This window comes from Sorangium sp. So ce119 (assembly GCF_051524405.1).
GTDB classification, from domain to species: Bacteria; Myxococcota_A; Polyangia; order Polyangiales; family Polyangiaceae; genus Sorangium; species Sorangium cellulosum_G.
This window is the reverse complement of the sequence record NZ_CP150310.1, coordinates 2375775-2395755: the sequence shown is the minus strand read 5'-3', so window position 1 is coordinate 2395755 and position 19981 is coordinate 2375775. Positions and strand designations below refer to the sequence as shown.

Genomic DNA, 19981 nt, shown 5'->3' with positions numbered 1-19981 from the left:
GCTTCACGCCGGCCGCGCCGGGCTCGCCCGCCGGCCGAACGCCCCCGAGAGGCCGTTCGGCCCGAGCGCATAGGCGATGCTGCTCTGCAGCGTCCCCATCGTCACGATGGATCCCAGATAGACGTTCTGCTCCACGAGCGCGCGCGCCACCTCCGGCCGCATCCCGGAGAGCACCGCCTTGGCCCCGAGGAGCTGCAGCGCCTTCGCCGTCTTGATCAGCGCCTCCGCCACCGCGCTGTCGACCTGCGCCACGCCGGTGATGTCCAGGATCACCACCTTGGCCTGCCGCGCCTGGGAGCCGGCCAGCGCGGTCTCGAGCACCTGCTGCGCCCGCGCCCCGTCCATCTGCCCGACGATCGGCATGACCAGCACGTCGTCGGTGATCGGGATGAGCGGCGTCTGCCGGCGCAGCATCTCGGCCTGGAGCAGCTCCCGCTCGGCCTCGGACGCCACGCGCAGCTCGAGCTCCCGCTGGAGCTGCTCGTTCGAGCGCTGCAGCGCCTCGGTGCCGCCGCGGATGCTCGCGATGAGGAAGGCGTTCTCCAGCGCGATGGCCGCCTGCGAGGCGAGCAGCCCGCACACCTCGACCCGCCCCGGCGTGAACGCCCGCGGCGCCACGTTGTTCTCGAGGTACAGGATGCCCGACGAGCGCCCCTGGTGGGTCATGGCGATGCACAGGATCGAGCGCGGCCGGTGCTCCACGACGTACGGGTCGCTCGCGAAGCGGCTGTCCTGCCGCGCGTCGTTCAGCACCACCGGCTCGCGCGTCCGCGCGACGAGCTGGACGACGCTCGTCGCGAGGTCCTCGCTCTCGAGCGCCGGGACCGACAGCCCCGTCTCCACCACGTCGGGATCGACGCGCATGGAGGCCACGATCACGAGCCGCCCGTCGCGCTCGAGGATCAGCGAGCCCCGCTGCGCCCCCGCGTTCGTCACCACGCTGCGCATCAGGCGGTCGAGGAGCCGATCGAGCACGTTCTCGCTCGCGACCGCCTGCATGGCCCGGACGACGGTCGCGGCGTCGAACGACTCGGTGCTCCCGCGGCGCGTGGTCGTCGAGCCCAGCACCCTGACCTGCTGCGTCTCGCCGATGGCGATCGCGTCGAGCAGCCGCTCGTGCTCCTGCGCGAGGTGCTCTGCCTTGGCCGTCGCCCCCCACCGCACGTACGCCCGGTACGCGTCGGCCAGGTGCCACCGCGCGATCCTCTCCCGCCCGCGCTGCAGGTAGAACCGCGCGCACAGCTCGTTCGCGAGCGCCTCGTGGTGCGTGAACTGCCCCTCCCGCGCCAGCTCGATCGCCTTGTCGTAGAGCTCGGCCGCCTCCGCCTCCTTGCCGAGGACGCGCGCCATCTCCGCCCCGATGAGCTGCTCCTTGTGCGCGTAGTTCTCCGGGGCGTGCTGCGCCCAGCCCGCGATCTTCGCCCGGTGCTCCGCCGCGGCCGCGAGGTGCCGCTCGCGCTCCTCCTCCGTCGCCGTCGCGCACAGCGCGAGGAGCGCGAGGCTCACGTAGAACGGGATGTCGTTCAGGAGGAACAGGCCGAGCGCGCTCGCGCTGTGCCGCTCCGCCCGCGCCGCCATCAGCAGCGCGTCCTCGTGGTCGCCGTACAGCACCGCGAGGACGAGCCTGCACACGAAGTACCAGCACCTCGGCAGCTCCTGCGCCGGCACGAGCCCGGCGAGGAACGCGCCCTCGTCGAACGCCGCGTCGCTCAGGCTCTGGCGCCCCTTCGTCGTGCCCTCCAGGCACGCGACCATCTGCTGCGCGACGGCGATCACCGGCAGGCCGAGCGGGTCCTTCGTCCGCTGCAGGAACCGCAGGAAGGTGGTGAGCTCGTCCCGGAGCGGGCCGAGCTCGTGGCCCGACGACAGCATGATCGTCGCGATGTTCAGGCAGGCGTACGCCCCGAAGCTGAAGTCCCCCGAGCTCAGCCCGGCCTGGTACGCCTTCGCGAGGCACGCGACCGAGGCGCGGGTGGACTCGAAGAAGTGCGACGGCGCGCCGCACACCACGTACGCCTTGCACTGGAGCTCCACGCCGTCCGGCCGCTCGCAGAGCTCCAGCGAGACCTTCTGGAACTGCCGGGCCTCCTCGTACCTCCCCATCCCGCCCGCGAGCAGCAGGCAGTAGAGGCCGTAGGCGCACGCCGCCGCGGGCGAGTTGCCGTACTTCAGCGAGAGGTTCACCTGGGTGACGGCGATGAGCGCGAGCAGCGTCGGATCGAGCGTGTACGCGCCCGGGATCATCGCCGCGAGGAGCCGCAGGGCGGCGAGCTGCTCCGCGTCGCCGGCCCAGGGCGTGTCCGCGAGCTGATCGACCTGGCGCCCGGCGAGGTGGACCGGCACCTCCGCGAGCGCGGCCCCGAACGCCGCGCCGATCGCCTCCTGCCCCTCCGGCAGCGTGATCCCGAAGTGCGCCACGCCCTCGCGGCCGACGCGCAGCACCTCCGCGAACTCCCCGCGCATCGTGTGCACCAGGATCCGGAGGTTGTACACCTCGGCGCGCTCGAGCCGCGATCGCGCGTGCTCGAGGAGCTCGCGGATCAAGGCCTCTGCCTGCGCCTCGTTGCCGCTCAGCCACTCGCACTCGGCCCGCTCCCGGTGGAGCGCGAAGCAGAGGGCATAGTCCTCCTCCCACCCGCTCGGCCCGAGCAGCGACATCCCCACCTTGAAGTGCTCGGCCGCCGTCCCGTGGGCCATGGAGGCCTTGGCCCGCTTCCCGACGCTCAGGTTGAGCCGCGCGAGATCGAGCTGCTCCGCGCGATCGTCGATCAGCGCCATACCGATGTTGCTGTGGCTCACGACCTTGAACAGGTCCTCGTCGCGCGGCTCTCCGTTGAGCTGCGCCCGGATGAGCCGGCCGATCCGGAGGTGCACCTCCTGGCGTTTCGCGTCCTCGATGAGGCTGTACGCCGCCTGCTGCCCCCGGTCGTGCAAGAACCGGTATCTCACCTCGAGGGGCTGCTCCGCCGTCACGCCGCCGGACGTGTGGAGGAGCCGGTAGTCGGCATCGAGCGGCAGCACGATGCCCTCGCGCAGCGCCTCCCAGAGATCCGCGGCGATGTCCGCGGGCGGCTTCTCGCGCACGGTCGCCAGCGTCCTCAGGTCGAACTGGTGGCCGATGCACGCGGCGAGCTGCAGCACGTGCTGCGCCGCCGGCGAGAGGCGCTGCATCTTGTCCACGAGCAGATCGTGGACGTTCACGGCGCCCCACCGCTGCCGGATCTCCGCGAGATCCCACGTCCACCGCCCGACCTCCGGGCTGAAGGCGACGAGGCCCGCCGCGTGGAGCTCCTTGAGGAGCTGGCTCAGGAAGAAGGGGTTGCCCTGGCTCGTCGCGTAGAGCACCTCGGCGAGCGGCTGCACCTGCTCTCCGCGCGCGCCCACCGCGTCCGCGATGAGCTGGCGCACGTCCTCGATCGAGAGCGGCGGGAGCAGTATCTCGCGCCGCTCGACGCCCGCCGCGCGCAGCTCCCCGAGCCAGGTCATGAGCGGCTGCCCGGCGATCGCCTCCTGGTCCCGGTACGCGCCGATGATGAGGAGATAGGCCCCGCTCGGGTCGGTCAGCACGAGGTGCAGCAGCCTCAGCGAGGCCGGGTCGGCCCACTGGAGGTCGTCGAGGAAGAGCACCACCGGGTGCTCGGCCGTCGTGATGACGCGCAGGAAGTCCTGGAATACCAGGTTGAACCGGTTCTGCGATTCGCTCGGACCGAGCTCGGGAAGCGCCGGCTGCGGCCCGATGATGAGCTCGATCTCCGGGATCAGGTCGACCAGGATCTGAGCGTTCTTCCCCGCGGCCCGGAGCAGCTTGTCCTTCCATTGCTCGAGCGACTCCACCGACTCGGTGAGGAGCTGCCGGACGCGCTGGCGCAGCGCGCTCGCCACCGGGGCGTGCGGCATGTTCCGGCTGAGCTGATCGAATTTCCCCTCGATGAAGTGCCCGCGCCGCTGCGTGACCTCCTTGTGGACCTCGCTCACGAGCGCCGATTTGCCGATCCCCGCGCCGCCGGCGATGAGGAACAGCTCGCATTTGCCCGCGCGCGCCCGGTCGAAGGCCGCGAGCAGCTCTGCCATCTGCGCGTCGCGTCCATACAGCTTCTGCGGGATCCTGAGCTCGCTCGGGACGTCGTGCGCCCCCAGCGCGAACGGCGCGATCCTGCCGGTCGCCTCGAGCGCCGACAGGCACGCATCCAGATCGGCCTTGAGCCCGGTCCCGCTCTGGTATCGGTCCTCGGCGACCTTCGACATCAGCTTTTGCACGATGTCGGACACCACCCTCGGGATCTCCGGCGAGCGCTCGCAGAGCGGCGTCGCGACCCGCGCGATGTGGCTGTGCATCAGGTCGAGCGGGTCGGTCGCCTGGAACGGGAGCACCCCGGAGAAGAGCTCGTACAGCGTGACGCCCAGCGAGTAGAGGTCGGTCCGGTAGTCGATGACGCGGTTCATTCGACCGGTCTGCTCCGGGGACATGTAGGCGAGCGTCCCTTCCATGCGATCCGGGCTCTCTGCCACGAGGGTCTCCTCGGAGAGCCGGGTCGAGCTCCCGAAGTCCGTCAGCTTGACCTGCCTCGTCTCCGGATTGACGAGGATGTTCTGCGGTTTGACGTCCTTGTGGATGACGTGCTTTCCGTGCACCGCCGCCAGCGTCCCGGCCAGCGACGAGGCGATTCGCAGCTTCGCCTTCAGGTCGAGCCGCGCCGTGCGGGCGAGCGCGTCGAGCGTGATGCCACCGAAATCTTCCATCACGAGCGCAGCGCCGCCCGGGATCTTCTCCATCCCGTGGGCCCGGATCACGCCGTCGAGCTGGAGGTGGCGCGTCGTCTCGAGCTCGTGCCGGAGCTGCGCGACGTGCCGCTGATCGAGACGCTCACCCTTCAACACCTTGATCGTCACCGAAGCACCATCGCTGTCGCGGTGTGCGCGATAGAGGAGGGTGTCCGCGGTTTCGTACATCAGCTCAACCAGTGTGAAAGGGAGGTCTCCGATCCTGGTCTTGCGCATGGTTCGTCGATGGTTGCATAGGGCGAAACCTCAGGGCAAGCCCTCAACGCCCAGTGGCACCGTGGGTGATGTGCGCCGTGGTGGGGCCCTGAGAGCGGCGACACGACGACGCCGCCGGGCGGCGCGGAACGGGGCCAGTGCGGTGTTCCGGTGACTCTGCATCTCCACGTGGTGTGACCGGCCGCCAGGCGGGCCCGTCCGTGGAGCGCGATGCGGTCGTCGGCCCGCGTCGACCCGCGGATCGTGGCCGCCCCGCGAGGCCGGGGTCCGTGCGCGCGATCGAGGATGCTAGGCTGCGCGCGCATGGGAGTCCGGATCATTCCTCTCGGCGGCCTCGGCGAGGTCGGCATGAACGCGATGCTCGTCGAGGAGGATGGCCGCCGCGTGCTCGTGGACTGCGGCGTCATGTTCCCCAACGACCAGGTGCTCGGCGTCGAGGTCGCCATCCCCGACCTCAGCTATGTGCGCGAGGCGGGCGGGGTCGACGCGGTGATCGTGACGCACGGCCACGAGGATCACATCGGCGGGCTGCCGTCGCTCCTGCGCGAGTTCCCCGTCCCCGTGTACGGGACGCGCTTCACCCTCCGGCTCGTGCGCGAGCGGCTCGCCGAGCACCGCATCGACGTGCCGCTGCGCGAGGTTGTGCCGCAGCAGCACTTCACGGCGGGCCCTTTCCGCGCCGAGCCCCTCCGCGTGACCCACTCCATCCCGGATGCGGTCGGCTTCGCGATCGAGACGGGCGAGGGCATCCTCATCCACACCGGCGACTACAAGATCGACCTCACCCCGGTGGGCGGCGAGCGGCTCGACCTCGGCCGCTTCGCCGAGTACGGCCGCGCCGGCGTGGCGGCCCTCCTGTCGGACTCCACGAACTCCGAGCGCGACGGGTGGTCGGTGAGCGAGACCGCGGTGGCCGAGGGGTTCCTCCGGCCGTTCCGCGAGGCGAAGGGGCGCATCCTTGTCGCGCTCTTCGCGTCCAACGTCCACCGGGTCCAGAGCGTGCTCAACATCGCCGCCCAGGTCGGCCGCAAGGTGGTGCTCGCGGGGCGCAGCCTGGCGACCAACACGCGGATCGCCGAGGAGATCGGCATCCTGACCATCCCGCACGGCGTGCTCGTCGACGACGCGACGGCCGCCACGCTCCCGCCCGGTCGCCTCATCGTGCTCGCGTCGGGCGCGCAGGGCGAGCCGAACAGCGCGCTCGCGCGCATGGCGGTGGGCGATCACCACCGGCTGCGGGTCGACCCGGGCGACACGGTGATCTTCTCCTCGCGCGCGATCCCCGGCAACGAGATCGCCGTGAGCCAGCTCGCGAACCGCCTGGCGAAGCGGGGCGCGATCGTCCTCGATCGGGGCCTCGATCCGATCCACGCGAGCGGCCACGCGCAGGCCGAGGAGCAGAAGGTCCTGCTCGACGCGGTGCGGCCGGAGAACTTCGTCCCGATCCACGGCGAGTACCGGATGCTGCTCGCCCACGCGCGCACGGCGCTCCGGATGGGCGTGCCGGCGGCGGGGGTCTTCGTGATCGAGGACGGCGACTCGCTGATCATCGAGAACGGGCAGATGCGCCTCGGCGCCTCGGTGAAGAGCGGGCGGGTGTGGCTCGACGCGCGCGGCGGGCTCGACGTCTCCGAGATGGTGCTGCGCGAGCGCGAGCAGATCTCGGATCAGGGCCTCGTGATGGTGCTCGTGGTGGCCGACCGCAAGACGGGGGAGATCCTGCGCGGCCCCGAGCTCCTCGGGCGCGGCGTGGCGCATTTCGAAGAGGGCGGCCCGCTGTTCGAGGCCGCGCTCGGGAGCGCTCGGAGCGCGCTCGCGGCGATGTCGCCGGGGGCGCGCACGCTGGCCCCGGCGCTGGAGGACGCGCTCAGCCGCGGCGTGCGGCGGGTGTTCCACCGCGAGGCCTCGCGCCGCCCCGCCGTGCTCCCGCTGGCGGTGCTGCTCTGACGGACGAGCGCGAGCGCTGACGGACGAGCGCGAGCGCTGACGGACGGGCGCTGACGAGCGCTGACGAGCGCTGACGAGCGCTGACGGACGAGCGGCCGCTCTGAAAGACGAGCAGCCGCTCTCACGCACGAGCAAGCGCTCGGAGCTCCGGCTGGAAACGTCCTCGCGTACGCCCCTTTCCTGAGCGCGGCGAGTGATTACGGTGCATAGACGCACCGGCGGAGCCCCTTTGCTCTGCCGTGGCGTGGCCGACGTGGATGGTGGTCCCTGCGCGGGGTTGCCCCCCACGGCGCGTGCTCCGGTGAGCACCCGAGCGGATCACCCGCGACGCGGCACCCTGGTGGAGTAACCGAGATGAAGGAGAGGCCCATGAGCTCGCTCCTGGCGGGCGAGGCTGACAGAACACCCATGGATGTGGAGGACATCCGCGCCGAGGTGCGTCTCGACGCCGATCTCGGCCATGTCGCGCTGCCTCGGCTGGCCACGCCTGCTGGCGGCCGAGCTGCGCAGTCGGTGCGGCCGACCGAGGACGTGACCGAGGTCTACCTTCAGGAGATCTCGCGCAGCGCGCCGCTGAGCCGCGACCTCGAGGTGGAGATCGGCCGGCGGATCGAGGCGGCGGAGCGCGCGGCGATCGACACCTGGGTGGCGTCGCCGGTCGCGCTGCGGGAGCTCGCGGCGATCGCGGACGATCTCCAGGCGGGTCGGGTCTCCATCGGCGATCTGCTGCTGAACGCGGACGCGGACGACGCGGCGCGCGACGCGGCGTCTGTCCGGCTCGCGGGGCTGCTCGGGCTCGCGCGGTCGATGCTCGCGGCCGGGAAGACCGATGCGCGCGCGCGGCGCGCCCGGACCGACCTGTCGGCCGGGCTCACCGACGTGCGCCTCGGGCCCGTGGTCGAGCAGCGGATCGAGCGGGCGCTGGGCGAGGCCGCGGCCGAGGCCAGCGGGCCGGAGCGGCGGGCGATCGAGGCGACGCTGTCGGCGATGCGCGGCGCGCGCGGCGCGGCGGCGGAGGCGCGGGCCGACATGGTGAAGGCGAACCTGCGGCTCGTGGCGTCGGCCGCCCGACCGCTGAAGCACCGCGGCGTGCCGCTGCTCGACCTGATCCAGGAGGGCAACCTCGGGCTGATGCGCGCGGCGGAGAAGTTCGATTACCGGCGCGGATATCGGTTCAGCACGTACGCCACGTGGTGGATCAAGCAGGCGCTGGCGCGCGCGGTGCTGTACCAGGGCCAGGTCATCAAGATGCCGGTCCACCTCGCCGAGACGCGGCGGCGGGCGCTGCAGGCGCGCCGGGAGCTGGAGCAGGAGAACGCGCGCGAGGCGGCGCCCGAGGAGGTCGCGGAGCGGAGCGGCCTCTCGATGGAGAAGATCCAGACGCTGCGGGAGGTGGCGCTCCCGCCGGTGTACCTGGACGCGCCGATCGGGGACGACGACGGCGCGCGCCAGGGCGACTTCTTCGCGAGCGCGGAGGCGGCGCCGGACGAGCTGCTGGTGCATCGCCGCCTGCACACGCAGGTCCGCTCGCTGCTCGAGTCGCTGACGCCGCGCGAGCGCGAGGTGCTCCGCCTGCGGTTCGGGCTCGACGGCGAGCAGACGCACACGCTCGCCGAGATCGGGGGGATGTTCTCGGTGAGCCGCGAGCGGGTCCGGCAGATCGAGGAGAACGCCCTGAGCAAGCTCCGGACGCTGTCGCGGCGGCGCGCGCTCGAGGTGCCGCTGGAGGGCTGAGGAGCGGCAGAGAGCGGCGTCGAGCGTGGGGATGCGAGCGGCATGGAGCGCGGGGATGCTAGCGGCGTCGAGCGCGAGGCGCGAGGCGCGTGGAGCGCAGGGATGCTAGCGGCGTCGAGCGCGAGGCGCGAGGCGCGTGGAGCGAGGCGCTGCGTGCGGCATGGAGCGCCGCGCGCCGCAGCGGTGCTCCGATGCACGAACTGCTTGAACAAGTCCTCGGCGGCGGGCGATGGTAGCGCTTCTTCACCCGAAGGACGCGAAGGACGCTCATGAAGGACATCCTCTCTGCTCGCCTGGAATCACGTGCTTTCTCGGCCGACGCGGTCGAGCTCCACGACCTCACCGGACGCGAGGTCATCTCGCAGCCGTTCGAGTTCCAGCTCCACGTCGTGTGCAAGACCCCTGACGGGCTCGACGAGGAGGCGCTCCTCGCCGAGCCCGCCGCGCTGGTGTTCCTGAGCGGCGACCGCGAGGAGCGCCGGATCTTCGGGGTCATCTCCGTCGTGCGTGACGCGCTCCACACCGAGACGTTGCACATGGCCTACACGCTCACGTTCGTGCCGCGCGCGTTCCGGCTGACGCTCACGGAGACGTCGGAGATCTTCATGGATCTCTCGGTCCCCGAGGTCATCAAGAAGAAGCTCGAGCGCGCTGGCCTCCACGAGGGCGATGATTTCGAGCTCCGTCTGGTCTCGACGTATCCGCCGCGCGAGTACGTGGTGCAGTACAAGGAGACGGATCTCCAGTTCGTCTCGCGCCTCGCCGAGCACCTCGGCATCTCGTTCTTCTTCGAGCACCGTGACGGCCGCGACGTCGTGGTCTTCTCCGACGCGAACAGCGGCTTTCAGCCGGTCGCCGGCGACGGGGGGGCGCACTTCTATCCGCGCGGCGACCGCATCGGCGTTTACCGGCTGGAGGGCACGACGCGGACCGTCCCGAACCGTTATGTGGTGAAGGACTACAACTACCGCACACCGCACGTGCCCCTGATGGCCGCGGCCACCGTCTCGGAGGCGTCCGGCGGCGATATCGTCGAGTACGGCGCTCACTTCAAGACGCCCGACGAGGGCGAGCGCATCGCGGTGATCCGCGCGGAGGAGCTGCGCGCCGGCCGCAGGGTGTTCGAGGGGGCGAGCGACGTGCAGGTCCTCGGCGCGGGGGCGAAGCTCACGCTCGAGGGGCACCCGCGCGGCGACATCGAGCTGCTGCTCGTCGAGGTCCGCCACCGGCTGCAGCAGGCGACGCTCAACGCCGGGACGGGCGAGGAGCGCGCTTACGAGAACGAGTTCAGGGCGATACCGTACGCGACCACATACCGGCCGCCGCGGGTGACGCCGAAGCCGAAGGTGCACGGGGTCATCACCGGCGTCATCGACGCCGCGGAGAAGGGTCAGTACGCGGAGGTCGACGAGGGCGGCCGCTACCGCGTGCGCTTCCTGTTCGACACGAGCAGCGCCGAGGATGGCAAGGCCTCACGGCTGATCCGCATGGCCCAGCCCCACGCGGGCGCGGGCTACGGGTTCCACTTCCCGCTGCGCAGCGGCGTGGAGGTGATCCTGACCTTCATCGACGGGGATCCGGACCGGCCGATCATCGCCGGCGCGGTGCCGAACCCGCAGACGCCGAGCACCGTGGACGCGAAGAACGCCCGGAGGAACGTCATCCGGACGGGCGGCGGGAACGAGATCAACATCGATGACAACGAGGGGGAAGAGCGGATCAAGCTCTCGACGCCGTACGGCGGGGCGACGTTCCAGCTCGGGGCGCCGAACACGCCGGAGTCGGGCGCTGCACTGACCACCAAGGAGGCGTTCACTGCCGTCGGCGCGGCCGGCGTCAGCACCTTGACGTCGGTCGCTACGACGCTCACGGACATCGCGTCCGTCGTGGCATCCTCGAGCATCACGCAATATGCGACCGCCGTTCAGGCGTTCTCAAAGGCGCTGACCGAAGAGAAGTACCAAAAGATCGTAGACGACATTCTGGGTGTCGCGAAATCTGCCATCGACATACCAAAGAAGTTGAATGCTGCGCAGCAGGCAAAGGCGAACGAGGAAGTCGTCGTTGCAGAGGAGCACATGAAGAGGGTGCTCGCGGCGGCCCAAGCAAAGGCTCCTTATCCAGAAAATAACCCGCCACCGAAGAAGGATCATTACGGCATTGTCAGAGCCATGACGAAGGAGGAATGGGAGAAGGAGACCCCTGAATACGCAGCAGCGGCCGCAGCCACCAAGGCGCACGCTGACGCAAAGAAGAGGTCCGAGGACCTGGCGAAGCAGCTCGCCGAAGATGAGCAGAAGTGGAAAGAGGCTGGGATTATAGTTGACATCGAAACGGGAGTCAGCGGAACCGTCAAAGCACTTCGCGAGAGCACGAAAGCGGGAAGAGAGCTCCTGAGCAAAGCGACCAAGAGAGCAGCCAAGGCCTTGGAAGCCGCACAAGTCGGGGTTGCGAACGGCATGATCGGCGCGGCCAGCGGATTCGCCGTGGTTCCCCGAGTCTCGGCGGCAGTGCCTGGCATGGGAGCCCCGTTCTTCCTTGGTGGTGGGGACAACTCAGCCGTGCTGATGGGCAAGGTCGATGCCTTCGTGGGTGGCGGCGCATCCGCAACGGTCTCCTCTCAAGGGCAAGCGATCGTTGCTGGGGGCGCGGTCGCAATGCTCAAGTCACCCGGCAGAGCGTCGGTTGGTGCGGGCGGGGCAACGCTCATCACAGCCGGCTCGAAAATCGATCTCAAATCAGGCGCCTTCATTTCCAAGTCAGGCAGATCTACCAAGATCCAGAGCGGTGGATCTATGCGAATCAAGACTGCGTCATCGCTCAACATCAGTGCATCCGGAGACGCCGCGGTCGCATCGAGTAGCTCGCTCAAAGTTCAAGCCGGAAAGGATGCCACAATAAGAGCATCGACAACTCTCGAACAGAAGGGAACCGACATCCACCTCGAGGCCAACACCGATGTCAAGGTCAATGGTGGGAGCTCCGTGAAGATCATGGGAGGCGGCTCGGGGATGACCGCAAGCTCGAGCAACGTCAAGGTTGGAAAAGGTTCAGACGGCCTCGACGTCACGAGCGGAGTGGTCAAGATCGTAAAAGGAGGATCTAACTGCGTACTCACCACTGGATCTGCCACGCTGGGGCAAGGAGGGACCAGCGTTCGAGTTTCCTCGTCGAAGATCGCGATCGTCGGCGGCCGGATCGATCTCGGCTAGTGCTCAGGTGTGATTGTCACCTGACGCGAGAAGCCGATCGACGCTCCTGATAGCCATTTCCGAGCCTCGCGAGCAGCCCAACAGAACCGTGGCCGAGGTGTGGACATGTCACCGCATCGCGACGACCCACAGCACGAAGAGCGCAATCAGCACAGCGGCACCAACAACCGCTATCGTTTGCGTATTTCTCTCTTCCCTCGCCTTCCGCTGCCGTGTGAGCCTTAGCTGCTCCTGAAGCTCGGATTCAGCTTTCGCAGCCATCGTCGCTCGTTGCTGCTGAAGCAGCTCCCCCTCTGTCATCTTTCGAGGCCTGTTCTCCTTGCCGCTCGCAAAAAGCAACGTACCACTGGGATCGAACTTCCAAGCACGTCCCTTCTTGCCGAAGAGCCAGTATGATCCATCGGGGCACACGGCGATACTCGTCTCTGGTCGAGGCAGGTCGTCGCGCTTTGCCTCCAGAACGACCGCACGCTCGCCTGTCGTATCAATCCGCAGGAGGTGCTCACCGCATACGACATAAGCGCATCCGTTGAGGTCGACACCAAGAACTCGATACTTTGCGTTGGCGCCTTCGGCGGGGAGATCCACACGATAGAGAATACGCCCGCTAGCGTCGACGCGGACGATCTCGTCGCCATACATGCAGTAGATCGAACCATCAGCGCCGCAATGAATACGCCCGAGCCCGCCCATGTCGGCGACGGGACGCGCGCTGAGCTCAGCGCCTCCAGGCCACAGCGGCATCTCGGTGCCGCTCGGCGCAATCCGGCGAAGAAGGTCATCCTTGAGGATCAGGAGGGAGCCATCGCGATCGCAGGCGAGATCTACGCAGTCGAGCAGTTCGCCATCCAGTCTTTGTACCGTGCCGTCTGGGCCTTCGATAGGCATGCCGGTCCTGGCAGAGAGCCAAGGCCGCGACAACTTCCTCTGACTTGATACGAGGAGCGTTCCCTTCGGCGAGAGCGCGAGTCGTGCAGCCCGCGGGTTGCCGCGCAGAAGCCAGCGAACGTTCATCGACGGATCGATGGACCAGAGCACATTGTCGTGCTCTTCTTTCACGGAGACGCCCTCGCCGGGGACCCAGTGCGACTGGACGGCCGCGCAGTAAAGGTTGCCGTCCGCGTCCACGGCCGCGTCTGGCGGGTCGACCCAATCGAACAGCCCGGCGGAGATGGCCTGCGCAGCGGATGCGTCATCCGTGATAGATGCGTGATAGCAAAGGAACCAGTTGGCTGCGATCCGCCTTCGTCCTCTGTAGACGAATTCGTCCGGCACGTGCGCGCTCGCGTTACAGAACCGGCACGTATACGCGCGGTTCACGCCGTCGAACGGCACCGGCGAGCCGCACTGTGGGCACGGGAACGTCGCAATCTCGGGCGTCGTCGCCTGCGTGACAACGAGCGGATCAGGTTCTTCACCCACCAGGTGCGTGATGTTCGGGAGTGCCACCGCGAGCTCCGCTGGCACGGTTCGTACCCACGTCTGCTTGGCGCAGCGTTCGCAGCGGAGCGTCGCCTGGTCTCGAACCTCCACGATGCTTGCGAAGGGGATCTCCTTCTCGCATCCCTGGCAGCAAGGGTTGATCCGCGTGTAGGTAGCCGAGAACCTGCGGACCCAGGCCTGCCGCCCCTCGTTCTGGAGCATCTTGGGTCCTTCATAAACCGCATCGCGGAGCAGCGCCTGCCACAGATCGTCGCTCACCGCCGTCGGCCTACCGCAGCTCGGGCACCCCACCTCGCGGGCCAGCGTGTTGATCGGCATCGTCATCCGGCAGGTGCCGCACTCCGTCTCGATCCTCACCGCAACGCTGATCATCGCTCTCCTCACCTCCCCCGCTCCGCTCCCGCGCCCCGCCACGGCACCTCCCCGGACAACTCCGACGAACCCGTGCCAGCGCGCACGCTACCTCAGTGACACCCGCCGCGCGATAGCCTAGCCTCGCCCGAACCATGCCCGCGGAGCGCAACCGCGGAGCACCCCCGAGCGCAGCCGAGCTCGTGCAGAGAAGCGAGCGCGGCGAGCTCGCCGGCAGCCACATTTCGGGCGCCGTCGCTCCCGGCATCGACCTCCGCGACGCCGAGCTCTCCAAGGCCCTCTAGCGCGGCGTCGACCTGCGCGGCGCGAACCTCAAGGGCCCCCTCCTCGGCGGCCCTCGCGGCGAGGCCTGCCGCCTGGCAGCCGCCGTCCTGCGCGACGCCGTCCTCACCGGCGCGCCCCTCCGCGGCAGGTCTGCTCGCTGCTCGAGTCGCTGACGCCGCGCGAGCGCGAGGTGCTCCGCCTGCGGTTCGGGCTCGACGGCGAGCAGACGCACACGCTCGCCGAGATCGGGGGGATGTTCTCGGTGAGCCGCGAGCGGGTCCGGCAGATCGAGGAGAACGCCCTGAGCAAGCTCCGGACGCTGTCACGGCGGCGCGCGCTCGAGGTGCCGCTGGAGGGCTGAGGGGCGGCCGCGCTCGGCGTCGAGCGCGGCCGAGCTCGCCGGCGTCGCGCGCGGCGATACAAGCCGCATGGAGGGCGGCGTCGAGCGCGGCGGCGCGAGGCACGTGGAGCGAGGGACGAGGCGCTGCGATCCGCATGGAGCGCGGCGCGCCGCAGCGGTGCTCCGCTGCACGAACAGCTTGAACAAGTCCTCGCCGGCGGGCGATGGTAGCGCTTCTTCACCCGAAGGACGCGAAGGACGCTCATGAAGGACATCCTCTCTGCTCGCCTGGAATCACGTGCTTTCTCGGCCGACGCGGTCGAGCTCCACGACCTCACCGGACGCGAGGTCATCTCGCAGCCGTTCGAGTTCCAGCTCCACGTCGTGTGCAAGACCCCTGACGGGCTCGACGAGGAAGCGCTCCTCGCCGAGCCCGCCGCGCTGGTGTTCCTGAGCGGCGACCGCGAGGAGCGCCGGATCTTCGGGGTCATCTCCGTCGTGCGCGACGCGCTCCACACCGAGACGTTGCACATGGCCTACACGCTCACGTTCGTGCCGCGCGCGTTCCGGCTGACGCTCACGGAGACATCGGAGATCTTCATGGATCTCTCGGTCCCCGAGGTCATCAAGAAGAAGCTCGAGCGCGCTGGCCTCCACGAGGGCGATGATTTCGAGCTCCGTCTGGTCTCGACGTATCCGCCGCGCGAGTACGTGGTGCAGTACAAGGAGACGGATCTCCAGTTCGTCTCGCGCCTCGCCGAGCACCTCGGCATCTCCTTCTTCTTCGAGCACCGCGACGGCCGCGACGTCGTGGTCTTCTCCGACGCGAACAGCGGCTTTCAGCCGGTCGCCGGCGACGGGCGGGCGCACTTCTATCCGCGCGGCGATCGCATCGGCGTTTACCGGCTGGAGGGCACGACGCGCACCGTCCCGAACCGTTATGTGGTGAAGGACTACAATTACCGCACGCCGCACGTGCCCCTGATGGCCGCGGCCACGGTCTCGGAGGCGTCCGGCGGCGATATCGTCGAGTACGGCGCTCACTTCAAGACGCCCGACGAGGGCGAGCGCATCGCCGTGATCCGCGCCGAGGAGCTGCGCGCGGGCCGCAGGGTGTTCGAAGGGGCGAGCGACGTGCAGGTCCTCGGCGCGGGGGCGAAGGTCACGCTCGAGGGGCACCCGCGCGGCGACATCGAGCTGCTGCTCGTCGAGGTGCGCCACCGGCTGCAGCAGGCGACGCTCAACGCAGGGACGGGCGAGGAGCGCCCTTACGAGAACGAGTTCAGGGCAATTCCCTATGCGACGACGTACCGACCGCCGCGGGTGACGCCGAAGCCGAAGGTGCACGGGGTCATCACCGGCGTCATCGACGCCGCGGAGAAGGGTCAGTACGCGGAGGTCGACGAGACCGGCCGCTACCGCGTCCGCTTCCTGTTCGACACGAGCAGCGCCGAGGACGGCAAGGCCTCACGGCTGATCCGGATGGCCCAGCCCCACGCGGGCGCGGGCTACGGGTTCCACTTCCCGCTGCGCAGCGGCGTGGAGGTGATCATGACCTTCATCGACGGGGATCCGGACCGGCCGATCATCGCGGGGGCGGTGCCGAACCCGCAGACGCCGAGCACCGTGGACGCGAAGAACGCCCGGAGGAACGTCATCCGGACGGGCGGCGGGAACGAGATCAACATCGATGACAACGAGGGGGAAGAGCGGATCAAGCTCTCGACGCCGTACGGCGGGGCGACGTTCCAGCTCGGGGCGCCGAACACGCCCGAGGCCGGCGCTGCCATGACGACCACGGAGGCCTACACTGCGGTCGCCAATGCAGGAGTTAGCACTCTTACGTCCGTGAACACGGTCCTATCCGAGGTTTCCTCCGTCCTGAGCTCCGTGAACATCGTCAATCATGCCGGAGCTGCGAGCATCATGTCAGCGCTCAAGGGGGACAAAGGGCATAAGCTGATGGACGGCATGCTGGGCGTCGCCAAGAGCGTGGTGGACACCAACACGAAATGGCATGCCCTCGAGCACGCCAAGCTCGACGAAGAGGCCGTAAAGGCTCAGGCTCGCGTCGACCAGCTGCAGAACTCGATGACCAGCCGGTGGCAAACCATAAACTACATGACAGCCTCTCCGGGCGACGAAGCAGACGGTAAGCGCCGGCCTATGACACGTCAGGAGTGGGACGCCAACCATCCCGAGGATATCAAGAAAATTGAAAAAGCTAAGGAAGACGCGAAGGCCGCAAAGGAACTAGCCGACTCCTACAAGAAGCTCAACACGGAGAGCGATGATGCGGTTGCCTGGCGAGCCGCCGGGGCCGCAGTCGAGGGGGGCAAGGTGGCCAACGCTTTCGTAAAGGGCGCGCGCGATCTTTACAGCACCGCAACAAAGAACGCGCAACAGATTCTGAATCACACGAGCGTATTGAGCCTCACAGGTACGGCTCTCTTGGCCAGCAGCTACGCCTCAGCGGGTCGCCTCCCGTCTCCTGTACCTGCGCCTGGGACCCCTATCAATTTGAACTCTGCTTCGGTGACCTCAGCCATCACCGGCACCGTGAGCGCATACGTGTGCGGCGGAGCCAATGCAACCTTGTCATCCAATGGTCAAGCCGTCGTCGTAGGCGGAGCTGCCGCGGTTCTGAAGGCCAGCGGCTCTGTGGAGATTGCAGGCAGGGCCAGCGCCCTGGTCACGTCCGATGCACTCGTGGACCTGCTGTCGCTCGGCGTCATGAAGCTGAACGGCGGCCAGGCGATCACCATCGACAGCGGCAACGTTGTGGACATGGAAGCGGGCACGAGGCTCTCGATGAAAGCTGGCGGCTCGCTCCAGATGAGATCCACAGGCCCGCTCCTTGCCGAGACCAGCGGTGAGGCTACCATAAAATCCAATGGGACCATGGAGATCAAGAGTGCGGGCAAGGTCGAGATCGAGGGCAATACTGCTTTCGTTAAAGGCGGCCAGTGGAGCTTGAAAGCAGAACCTGGCGCTATCACTGTCGGAAACGATGGAAGCCGTTTGGCGGTCTCGGGGAGCCAGGCGCGCCTCGTCAAGGGGGGCTCGAGTTGCAGCGTGAGCAGCTCGAGCGTCGAGCTGTTGGCCGGCTCGGCGAAAGTCACCGTCGGAAAGGGCGCCGTGAAGCTGAGGGGACGCCGAATCGATCTCGGATAGGCCATTCATTCAACACCGAAATTTGATTGCTATCACGAGCGCAACAATGAACACGAGCCCGAGAGTCCAGGACACTGCAAAGATCCGGCTCTCCCGGACATTCTCCCGCCGCGTCACCTCGCGTTCGACTCTCTGCATATTCTCGACTTCCGCCTGGCCCCGCACCTTGAGCATCTCCATAGTGCTCTCCACGTGCTGCTGGACGACCTCGTCCACGGTTGGGTTCTTCGGCCTGGGCTCCTTTTCGCTTGCGAAGAGCAGTCTGCCTCCGGGCGCGAACTTCCAGGCGAGCCCCTTCTCACCGAACAGCCAGAACGACCCATCTGGGCATGCCGCAATGGTCATCCTCGCGCGAGGAAGCGCGTCGCGCTCCGCGAGCAGGACGACGTTCTGCCCGCCCGCAGCCCCGACCTGCACGAGTCGATCGCTGCGAATGACATAAACACGACCGTCGAGGTCGGCCCCGAGCAAGAGAGATCTCCGGTCCGCGGAATTACTGCCCAGCTCCACACAGTAAACCTTACGCCCGGTCGCATCGAAGCGCGCGACCATGTTTGCCTCCTGCAAATAGAGCGAGCTATCTGGACCGAAATGCATGCCAGTGAGCGAGGAGGGGACGGTCACCGGACAATCCGCGATAGAGTTCAGACTGTATGGGGGTTCATCGTCGGCCTCGTTCCGCGGAGCGCTGTTTGGCCATACGGGCAGCTCCGCTCCGCCCGGCGCCACCCGCCGGAGCTTTCCATCCTTCTGGAACAACAGCGAGCCGTCGGGAGAGCAGGCCAGGAGGCGATGTTCGATCTCGGCGAGCTCGATGCTCGGCGCCGCAAAGTCTGCGTCCTCGACGGGATTGCCCGTCGTCGAAGAGAGCCGGAGCGGCGGCGAGCTTCCGGCGCCGAGGACGACGAGCATGTCCTTCACGCAGCCCAGAAAGCGCACCGGCTCGGGTCGATCACGCTGAAGCCACCGGATGCTCAGCGAAGGGTCCAACGACCACAACATGTGGTCGATTTTTTGCTGTAGTCTTCCGTTTTCATCGAAGAACCAGCGCGACTGCGTGGCTGCGCAGTAGAGGTTCCCCTCTGCGTCGACGGCGGCCTCCGGCAGCTCTTCCCAGTCGAACAGGCCCGCGGCGACGGCCTGCGCGGCGGGTGCGCACACGGTGACGGACGGATGAAAACAGAGATACCAGTGCGCCACCACCTTTCGCTGGCCCCGGTAAACGAACTCGTCTGGGACGTGCACACTCGCGCCGCAGAAGCGGCACATGCACGCTCGACTCACGCCGTCGAATGCGATGGGCGAGCCACACTGCGGGCACGGAAACGTCGCCGGCTCGGCCTGCGGGGCAGGAGCGCCAGCGAGCCGGGTCGGCGCCTCGCCGACCAGGTGCGTGATGTTCGGGAGCGCTCCTGCCATATCAGTGGGGACCGCCCGGACCCATGTCTGCACCGCGCAGCGATCACAGCGGAGCATCGCCTGGTCCAGCACCTCTCCGATGCTCGCGGCCGGGATCTCCGTCTCGCAGCCCTGGCAGGAAGGCGCCCGCCGTATGTACGCCACGGAGAGCTTGCCAGCAGAGCTGCGTCGCACCTCCTTCGGGAGCAATCGCTGCCCGTTGTAGAGCGGCTCACGAAGCAGCGCCTGCCAGAGGTCGTTGGCGATCGACGTCGGCCTACCGCAGGTCGGGCAGCTCACCCGGCCGGCCAGCGTGTTGACCGGCATTGGCATCCGGCAGGTGCCGCACGCCGTCTCAATCTTCACCGCGACGCTGATCATACCTCTCCTCTAACCGCAGGCTTTCTCGCTCCCAACCACGGCCCCTCCTCGGCAGCTCCCGCGAAGGCACGCCAGCGCGCACGCTACCTCAGTGACACCCGCCGCGCGAGAGACCAGCCACGCCCGAACCATGCCCGCGGAGCGCAACCATGGATCAGCCCCGACCGTACCGAGCTCTAGCAGAGGACCCAGCGCGGCGAGCTCACGGGCAGCCACCTCTCGGGCGCTGTCGCGCCGGACATCGATCTCCGCGGCGTCGATCTCTCCCAGGCCCTCCAGCGCGCCGTCGATCTGCGCGGCGCGAACCTCGCCGGCGCCCCCTCTCCGGCACTATCTTCCGCAGACCCCTCCTCGGCGGCTCTTCCGGCGAAGCCTGCCGCCTCGCAGGCACCGACCTACGCGGTGTACTCACCGGCGCGTCCCCCCACCGCAGGTCCGCTCGCTGCTCGGGTCGCTGACGCCGCGCGAGCGCGAGGTGCTCCGCCTCCGCTTCGGCTCGACGGCGAGCAGACGCACACGCTCGCCAGATCGGGGGGATGTTCTCGGTGAGCCGCGAGCGGGTCCGGCAGGGTGAGCCGCGAGCGGGTCCGGCAGCTCGAGGAGAACGCCCTGAGCAAGCTCCGGGCGCTGTCGCGGCGGCACGCGCTCGAGGTGCCGCTGGAGGGCTGAGGGACGGCCGCGCTCGGCATCGAGCGCGGCGAGGCGAGCGGCGTCGAGC

General features: G+C 68.4%; 9 protein-coding genes and 1 pseudogene. 7 read left to right on the top strand and 3 right to left on the bottom strand.

What is annotated here, in order from left to right:
* Nucleotides 1-3 precede the first annotated feature (3 nt).
* Entirely contained in the window at nucleotides 4-4950 is a 4947-nt protein-coding gene (locus tag WME76_RS09310) for an AAA family ATPase (RefSeq protein WP_437959803.1), read from the bottom strand.
* Between the two features lie 351 nt (nucleotides 4951-5301).
* Between WME76_RS09310 and WME76_RS09305 the strand changes: the two genes are divergently transcribed.
* The 3 genes from WME76_RS09305 (at nucleotide 5302) to tssI (ending at nucleotide 11891) form a co-directional block, all read left to right on the top strand.
* The gene (locus WME76_RS09305; RefSeq protein WP_437959802.1) at nucleotides 5302-6945 is read left to right on the top strand and encodes a ribonuclease J; all 1644 of its coding nucleotides are present in this window, start codon (nucleotides 5302-5304) and stop codon (nucleotides 6943-6945) included.
* A 369-nt stretch (nucleotides 6946-7314) separates the two neighbouring features.
* On the top strand, nucleotides 7315-8679 hold the full coding sequence (locus WME76_RS09300; RefSeq protein WP_437959801.1) for an RNA polymerase sigma factor RpoD/SigA: 1365 nt from the start codon (nucleotides 7315-7317) through the stop codon (nucleotides 8677-8679).
* Between the two features lie 269 nt (nucleotides 8680-8948).
* Nucleotides 8949-11891, top strand: coding sequence for a type VI secretion system tip protein TssI/VgrG (gene tssI, locus WME76_RS09295; protein WP_437959800.1), 2943 nt, complete (start codon nucleotides 8949-8951; stop codon nucleotides 11889-11891).
* Between the two features lie 108 nt (nucleotides 11892-11999).
* Here the strand turns inward: tssI and WME76_RS09290 are convergent, their stop codons facing one another.
* A complete protein-coding gene (locus WME76_RS09290) occupies nucleotides 12000-13706 on the bottom strand; it encodes a hypothetical protein (protein WP_437959799.1) in 1707 nt (568 codons plus the stop codon).
* 349 nt (nucleotides 13707-14055) lie between these two features.
* On the opposite strand from WME76_RS09290, the gene WME76_RS09285 reads away from it, so the two are divergent.
* Nucleotides 14056-14331 carry a sigma factor-like helix-turn-helix DNA-binding protein gene (locus WME76_RS09285; protein WP_437962096.1) on the top strand — a complete coding sequence of 92 codons (276 nt, stop codon included), beginning with the start codon at nucleotides 14056-14058 and terminating at the stop codon, nucleotides 14329-14331.
* Between the two features lie 243 nt (nucleotides 14332-14574).
* On the top strand, nucleotides 14575-17484 hold the full coding sequence (locus WME76_RS09280; RefSeq protein ID WP_437959798.1) for a type VI secretion system Vgr family protein: 2910 nt from the start codon (nucleotides 14575-14577) through the stop codon (nucleotides 17482-17484).
* 9 nt (nucleotides 17485-17493) lie between these two features.
* Here WME76_RS09280 and WME76_RS09275 read toward each other — a convergent pair whose 3' ends face one another.
* On the bottom strand, nucleotides 17494-19263 hold the full coding sequence (locus WME76_RS09275; RefSeq protein WP_437959797.1) for a hypothetical protein: 1770 nt from the start codon (nucleotides 19261-19263) through the stop codon (nucleotides 17494-17496).
* 213 nt (nucleotides 19264-19476) lie between these two features.
* On the opposite strand from WME76_RS09275, the pseudogene WME76_RS09270 reads away from it, so the two are divergent.
* Both WME76_RS09270 and WME76_RS09265 read left to right on the top strand, forming a co-directional pair.
* Nucleotides 19477-19812: pseudogene (locus WME76_RS09270) on the top strand (hypothetical protein); the annotation flags it as partial.
* 21 nt (nucleotides 19813-19833) lie between these two features.
* Nucleotides 19834-19932, top strand: coding sequence for a hypothetical protein (locus tag WME76_RS09265; RefSeq protein WP_437959796.1), 99 nt, complete (start codon nucleotides 19834-19836; stop codon nucleotides 19930-19932).
* Nucleotides 19933-19981 lie beyond the last annotated feature (49 nt).